At 63.2% G+C, this 6235-nt stretch carries 5 protein-coding genes; 3 read left to right on the forward strand and 2 right to left on the reverse strand.

Features of this window, described 5'->3' with window-relative positions; genetic code table 11:
- Window positions 1–50: 50 nt before the first annotated feature.
- Window positions 51–749 (forward strand): orotate phosphoribosyltransferase, encoded by a 699-nt coding sequence (locus AYK65_RS02435; RefSeq protein ID WP_026613367.1) that lies wholly within the window; start codon window positions 51–53, stop codon window positions 747–749.
- A 105-nt stretch (window positions 750–854) separates the two neighbouring features.
- Window positions 855–1781, forward strand: a complete 927-nt coding sequence (locus tag AYK65_RS02440) for a carbohydrate kinase family protein (protein WP_026613366.1) — start codon at window positions 855–857, stop codon at window positions 1779–1781.
- 55 nt (window positions 1782–1836) lie between these two features.
- On the opposite strand, the gene pgi is transcribed toward AYK65_RS02440, so the two are convergent.
- Both pgi and AYK65_RS02450 read right to left on the reverse strand, forming a co-directional pair.
- Window positions 1837–3462: a glucose-6-phosphate isomerase gene (gene pgi, locus AYK65_RS02445; RefSeq protein WP_046119944.1), complete on the reverse strand. Its 1626-nt coding sequence runs from the start codon at window positions 3460–3462 to the stop codon at window positions 1837–1839.
- Window positions 3463–3618: 156 nt separating this feature from the next.
- Complete coding sequence (locus AYK65_RS02450; protein WP_046119943.1) at window positions 3619–5319, reverse strand: long-chain fatty acid--CoA ligase; 1701 nt, start codon at window positions 5317–5319, stop codon at window positions 3619–3621.
- A gap of 366 nt (window positions 5320–5685) precedes the next feature.
- On the opposite strand from AYK65_RS02450, the gene AYK65_RS02455 reads away from it, so the two are divergent.
- A partial coding sequence (locus AYK65_RS02455) for an AI-2E family transporter (protein WP_139793120.1) occupies window positions 5686–6235 on the forward strand: 550 nt, incomplete at its 3' end.

The raw sequence follows: 6235 nt of genomic DNA on the forward strand, positions 1-6235 counted from the left end.
GACCCGAAAACCGGTTCCCACTTTCGGGTCACGCTAAGGAAGGAGAATTCATGTTTTCGAACGCGTTCACCGACAAGGCGGTAATGGCCGAACTGGTCGCGAAGATGCTGTGGGAAATCAAGGCCGTGCATTTCCGCGCCGACGAGCCCTATAAGCTCTCCTCCGGCATGGCGAGCCCGGTCTACATCGATTGCCGCAAGCTGATCTCCTATCCGCGCATCCGCTCGGCGGTGATGGATTTCGCCGCCGCGACGATTCTTCGCGAGGCGGGTTTCGAGCAGTTCGACGTCGTCGCCGGCGGCGAGACGGCCGGGATCCCCTTCGCGGCGATGCTCGCCGAGCGCCTCGGCCTGCCGATGATCTATGTGCGCAAGCAGCCGAAGGGCCACGGCCGCAACGCCCAGATCGAAGGCAACATGCCGGAGGGCGCGCGCGTGTTGGTGATCGAGGACTTGACGACAGCCGGCGGCTCGATGTTCAAGTTCATCGACGCGATCCGCGCGGCCAGCGGTACCGTCCAGCACGGCATCGCGCTCTTCTATTACGACATCTTCCCCGAAGCGCGGGCGAACATGAAGGCGAAGGGCGTCGACCTGCACTACATCGCCACCTGGCGCAACGTGCTCGCCGTCGCGCGTGAGCAGGCGCTGTTCGATGAAAAGACGCTGAATGAGGTCGAGGCCTTCCTCAATGCGCCGCTCGCCTGGTCGGCCAAGAACGGCGGCGTCGGCGAACTTGCCGCCCAGTAGAGCGGATGCGGAAAAGTCTGTGCGGTTTTCCGCCCGCATCCGCTTTGGCTTAGAAGCCGTGGCCGCTGAATTGATCGATGGAATAGTCTGCAAGGGAGGAATGCGATGATCGTTTGCTGCGGAGAAGCCCTGATCGACATGCTGCCGCGGGAGACGGCGGCGGGCGAAAGCGCCTTTGCGCCCTATGCCGGCGGCGCGATCTTCAATACCGCGATCGCACTCGGGCGGCTCGGCATCCCGACCGGCTTCTTCACGGGCCTTTCGGACGACATGTTCGGCGACATACTGCGTGCGACGCTAAAGGCCGCGAATGTCGATTTCGGGCCCTGCGCCACGCTGCCGCTGCACACGACGCTCGCCTTCGTCAAGCTCGTAAACGGGCACGCGAGCTATGCCTTTTTCGACGAGAACACGGCGGGCCGGATGATCACCACGGAACACCTGCCGGCGCTCGGAGATTTCTGCGAGGCGCTGCACTTCGGCGCGATCAGCCTGATCCCCGAGCCCTGCGGCTCGACCTACGAGGCGCTGATGGCCCGGGAACACGAAAAGCGGGTGATCTCCTTCGATCCGAACATCCGTCCGGGCTTCATCAAGGATCGCGAGGCGCATCTCGCCCGCATGAACCGGATGGCGGCAATGTCGGACATCGTCAAATTCTCGGACGAGGACCTCGCCTGGTTCGGCATGGAGGGCAGCCACGACGCGCTCGCCGCCGAATGGCTGAAGCGCGGGCCGAAGCTGGTGCTGATCACCCGGGGCGCGGACGGGGCCGTCGGCTATACAAGGAACCACAAGGTCGAGGTCGCGAGCGAGCGTGTCACGGTCGTCGATACGGTCGGCGCCGGAGACACTTTCGATGCGGGCGTCCTGGCCTCGCTGAAGCTCAACAATCTGCTGACCAAAGAACAGGTCGCCAGCTTGAGCGATGAAGCGGTCCGGCAGGCGCTTGCCCTTGGCGCGAAGGCGGCCGCCGTGACCGTGTCGCGCGCCGGCGCCAATCCGCCTTGGAAATACGAGATCGGGCTCTGATCCCGACAGATCTGGGGCAGAAAGGGCGCCGGCATCGCTGGCGCCCTTTTTGTTATCAGCGTGCCGCCTTTAAGAGCGCGGCAACGAGACCGGCGGTCGAGGAATCGTGACCCTCCGCACTCTCCTTCCCTTCGACGACCGGCAGGAGCCCCGTCGCGAGCTCCTTGCCGAGCTCGACGCCCCACTGGTCGAAGGAGTTGATGTTGAAGAGCGCGCCCTCGACGAAGACGCGGTGCTCGTAAAGCGCGATCAGTCGACCGAGCGCGAAGGGGTCGAGCTGGTCGTAGACCAAGGTCAGCGACGGCCGGTTGCCGGTGAAGACGCGATGCGGCGCGATTTTGTCCGCCTTGGCCTCATCCATGCCCTTGGAGGTAAGCTGTGCCTTGGCTTCGGCCAGAGTGCGGCCCTTCATCAGCGCTTCCGACTGCGCCAGGCAGTTCGCAATCAGCAGTTGGTGCTGGTGGCGCAATTCCTTTTCGTGGCCGTTTGCCGCGATCATGAATTCGGCGGGGATGACGTCGGTGCCCTGGTGGATGAGCTGGTAGAAGGCGTGCTGGCCGTTGGTGCCCGGCTCGCCCCAGACGACAGGTCCCGTCGAGAATTCGACCGGGGTGCTGTCGAGCGTGACGCCCTTGCCGTTCGATTCCATGTCGAGCTGCTGCAGATAGGCCGGGAAGCGCGCGAGGCGCTGGTCATAGGGCAGGATCGCCCGTGAGGGGTAGCCGAGCACGTTTCGATGATAGAAGCCGATGAGGCCGAGTAGCATCGGGATGTTCTGACGAACGGGCGCGGAGCGGAAATGCTCATCGATGGCATGGCCGCCATCGAGGAAGCGGCCGAAATTCTCGCTGCCGATGGCGATCATCAGCGGCAGGCCGATTGCCGACCAGATCGAATAGCGCCCGCCGACCCAGTCCCAGAAGCCGAAGACCCGGGAGGCGTCGATGCCGAAGGCGGCGACCTTGTCGAGCGCGGTGGAGACGGCCGCGAAGTGGTGGCCGACCGCCGCCTCGCCGAGCTTACCGGCGATGAAGGCACGCGCCGTCGCCGCATTGGTCATCGTCTCGATCGTGGTGAAGGTCTTGGAGGCGACGATGAAGAGCGAGGTCTCCGGATCGAGAAGCTTCAGCGTTTCGGCGATATGGGCGCCGTCGACATTGGAGACGAAGTGCAGCCGCGGGCCGTCATGGAAGGGGGCAAGCGCCAGCGTCGCCATGACCGGGCCGAGGTCGGAGCCGCCGATGCCGATATTGACGACGTCGGTGATCTTCTTGCCGGTGGCGCCCTTCAGCGCCCCGGAGCGGACGCTCTCGGCAAAGGCGCCCATCGCTTCGAGCACGGCATTGACGTCGGGCATGACATCCTCACCGGCGACGAGGATCGGCCGGTTGGCCCTGTTTCTGAGCGCCGTATGCAGGACGGCGCGCTCCTCGGTGATGTTGATGATTTCGCCGCGGAACATCGCATCGCGCTTCTCCTCGACCTTCGCCGCCTTGGCGAGCGCCTCGAGACCATCGAGAATCCTGTCGTTCACCGCGCATTTCGAATAGTCGAAAAGCAGGTCGCCGAGGCTCAGGCTGAAGCGGGAGAAGCGGTTCGGATCGGCCGCGAAGGCGGCGCGGATATCGGTCGCATTGGTCTCGCGTGCAGTGGCTTTCAGGTTTTCGACAAGCGCTTTCATCGCAGGGCTCCTTGCATCGGAATTGGCTGCGATAGCTAGTCGGTTTAACCGCGGCAAATCAAGGGCACCTGTGCGCTGCAGCAAAAAAAGCGGGGCGGCGGTACCCTAGCCAAGTCGTGTACTCTGCTCCGCCCAGGATCGGGCCTTGCTGCGCGGTTACTCGCGCAAATCCTTGCGCAGAATCTTGCCGACGTTGGATTTCGGCAGTTCGGTGCGGAATTCCACGTGTCGCGGCCGCTTGTAGTTGGTGAGGTTTTCGGCGCAGTGGCGCTTCACCTCTTCTTCCGTGAGGTTCGGGTCCTTGCGCACGACGAAGAGCTTGACCGCCTCGCCGGAGTGGGGATCGGCGATGCCGATCGCGGCGCATTCGAGGACGCCCGGATGCGTCGCCGCCACCTCCTCGATCTCGTTCGGGAAGACATTGAAGCCGGAGACGAGAATCATGTCCTTCTTCCGGTCGACGATCTTCGTCAGCCCCTCGGCATTCATGAAGCCGATGTCGCCGGTACGGAAGAAGCCGTCGGGAGAAATCGCCTTTGCCGTTTCCTCCGGGCGCTGCCAATAGCCGGCCATGACCTGCGGGCCACGGATGCAGATTTCGCCGATCTCGCCGATCGGCAGCGTTCGCCCCTCCTCGTCGCGGATCTCGACCTCGGTGGAGGGGAGCGGCATGCCGATCGTGCCGGTAAAATCGCCCGTGTCGAGCCGGTTGGCGGTCGCGACCGGAGAAGTCTCTGAAAGGCCGTAGCCCTCGTGGATCGGGCAGCCGGTCAATGCCAGCCAGCGTTCGGCGACCGGGCGCTGCACCGCCATGCCGCCGCCGAAGGTCAAAATCAGCGACGAGAAGTCCAGCTTGCGGAATTCCGCGTTGTTCATCAGGGCATTGAACAGCGTATTGAGCCCCGGGAAAATGTTGGTCCTGTACTTGCCGAGTTCCTTGACGAAAGCCGGAATGTCTCGCGGATTTGGGATGAGGATGTTGTTGCCGCCGGTCGCAAGACCCATCAGCGAATTCACCGTCAGCGCGAAGATGTGATAGAGCGGCAGCGCGCACATAAAGGTGAGGTTTTCCGGGCGCGGCTTGCGCAGGAAGGCCGTGTTCAGCCACAGTTCCATCTGGGCCATGTTGGACAGAAGATTGGCGTGGGTCAGCGTCGCCCCTTTGGAGATGCCGGTCGTCCCGCCCGTATATTGCAGGAAGGCGATATCGCCGGGGGCGACGTTGCGTTTCGTCAGCGAGAGCTTCGCGCCCTTGGCAAGAACCATTTTGAAGGGAAGATGTCCCGGTATCGACCAGGCCGGGACGAGTTTCTTGACACGGCGCACGATGAGATTGACGACCACGCCCTTGGGGCCGAGCATGTCGCCCATGCTGGCGACCACCACGTGTTTCACCGCCGTGCGGGCGAGCACCTGCTCGACCGTGTGGGCGAAATTCTCGAGCACGAAAATCGCCTTGGCGCCGGCATCGACTAGCTGGTGCTCGAGCTCGCGTGGCGTGTAGAGCGGATTGACGTTGACGACGGTGAAGCCGGCCCTGAGGATGCCGTAGACGATGACCGGATTCTGCAGGATGTTCGGCATCATCACCGCAACCCGATCGCCCCTGGCGAGCCCCAGCGATTGCAGCCAGGCACCGATCCTGGCCGATTGAACATTGAGGTCGGAGAAGGTCAGCGACTTACCCATGCAGGTGAAGGCCGGGCGCCAGGAATATTGCGCGACCGCATGATCGAAGAACTCGCCGATCGAGCGGTAGGCGAGCGGACCTATCTCGGCAGGCACGCCCGGCGGATAGGAGTTGAGCCAGATTTTCCCCGTATTGGAGCCCGCCTGCTGCGCGCTTGCTTCCGCCATGATCTCTCTCCCTCTGGTCGCCAACGAACGGCCGTGCTCACGGCGAAGAAAAATCCCTCCCGATCTTTCTCTCCGTCGAAGATGCTGCTTTTGCTGTACATCTTCAAGCCGTAATCCGGATTATATAACCTTGACGTAAACGTCAATAAGTGTGGCGCTACCACGATGACTGGAAGGCCCCGGGGATTGAGTTTTCGCCGACCGATATCTCCCTGTCATGTGCTTTCGCTATTGGAGTTTGCCGATGCAAACCGCGCATTCGGAGGCGATCGCCATCATTGCGCCGGAAAGCGCGCGTCAGTGCCGCAAAACGGGCTGGCAAGGTCACGGGTTTGTTGTAAGGTCGAAAGAGACGGAGGGCTACAGGTGCAATTGGGCAATCGTGAACGAGAAAACGCTCCCGTGGAGCCGCGGCTCTTCGGGCAGGCGGCCCACTCGCGCTCCGCCCTCGTCGTGCCGATCTCGGCCGCCCGCTGGCTGCTCGTCCTGGTGCTGCTCGCCGGCGTATATTTCTTCCACGGTTTCGTGGTGCCGGTGCTCGCGGCCGTCGTCATCGGCTTTGCGAGCTGGCCCGTCTATCGCCGGCTGCTCCAGGCTGTGAACGGCAATCGCACCCTTGCCGCAACCATTGCCCTCGTCTCGGTGATCGCCTTCATCGTCGTGCCGATCTCGCTCGCTGCGGTCTATGCCGTGGACGAGGTGCGCGACTGGCTCGTCTGGGCGGTCGCGACCAACGAGAACGGCGCGCCAGTCCCAGCCTGGCTGACGACGATCCCCGTCGCCGGCTCCTGGCTTGGCGAGCAATGGGTCAAATATGTCGGCCATCCCGGCGCCCTCGGCGAGCTCGTGCAGCTCGTCAGCGGCTCGAATATCGGCAACATCTATCGCGGCGTACTGGTGATCGGCGCCTCCGCCT

It is taken from the genome of Ensifer aridi, from assembly GCF_002078505.1.
In the GTDB taxonomy this organism is placed as follows: domain Bacteria; phylum Pseudomonadota; class Alphaproteobacteria; order Rhizobiales; family Rhizobiaceae; genus Sinorhizobium; species Sinorhizobium aridi.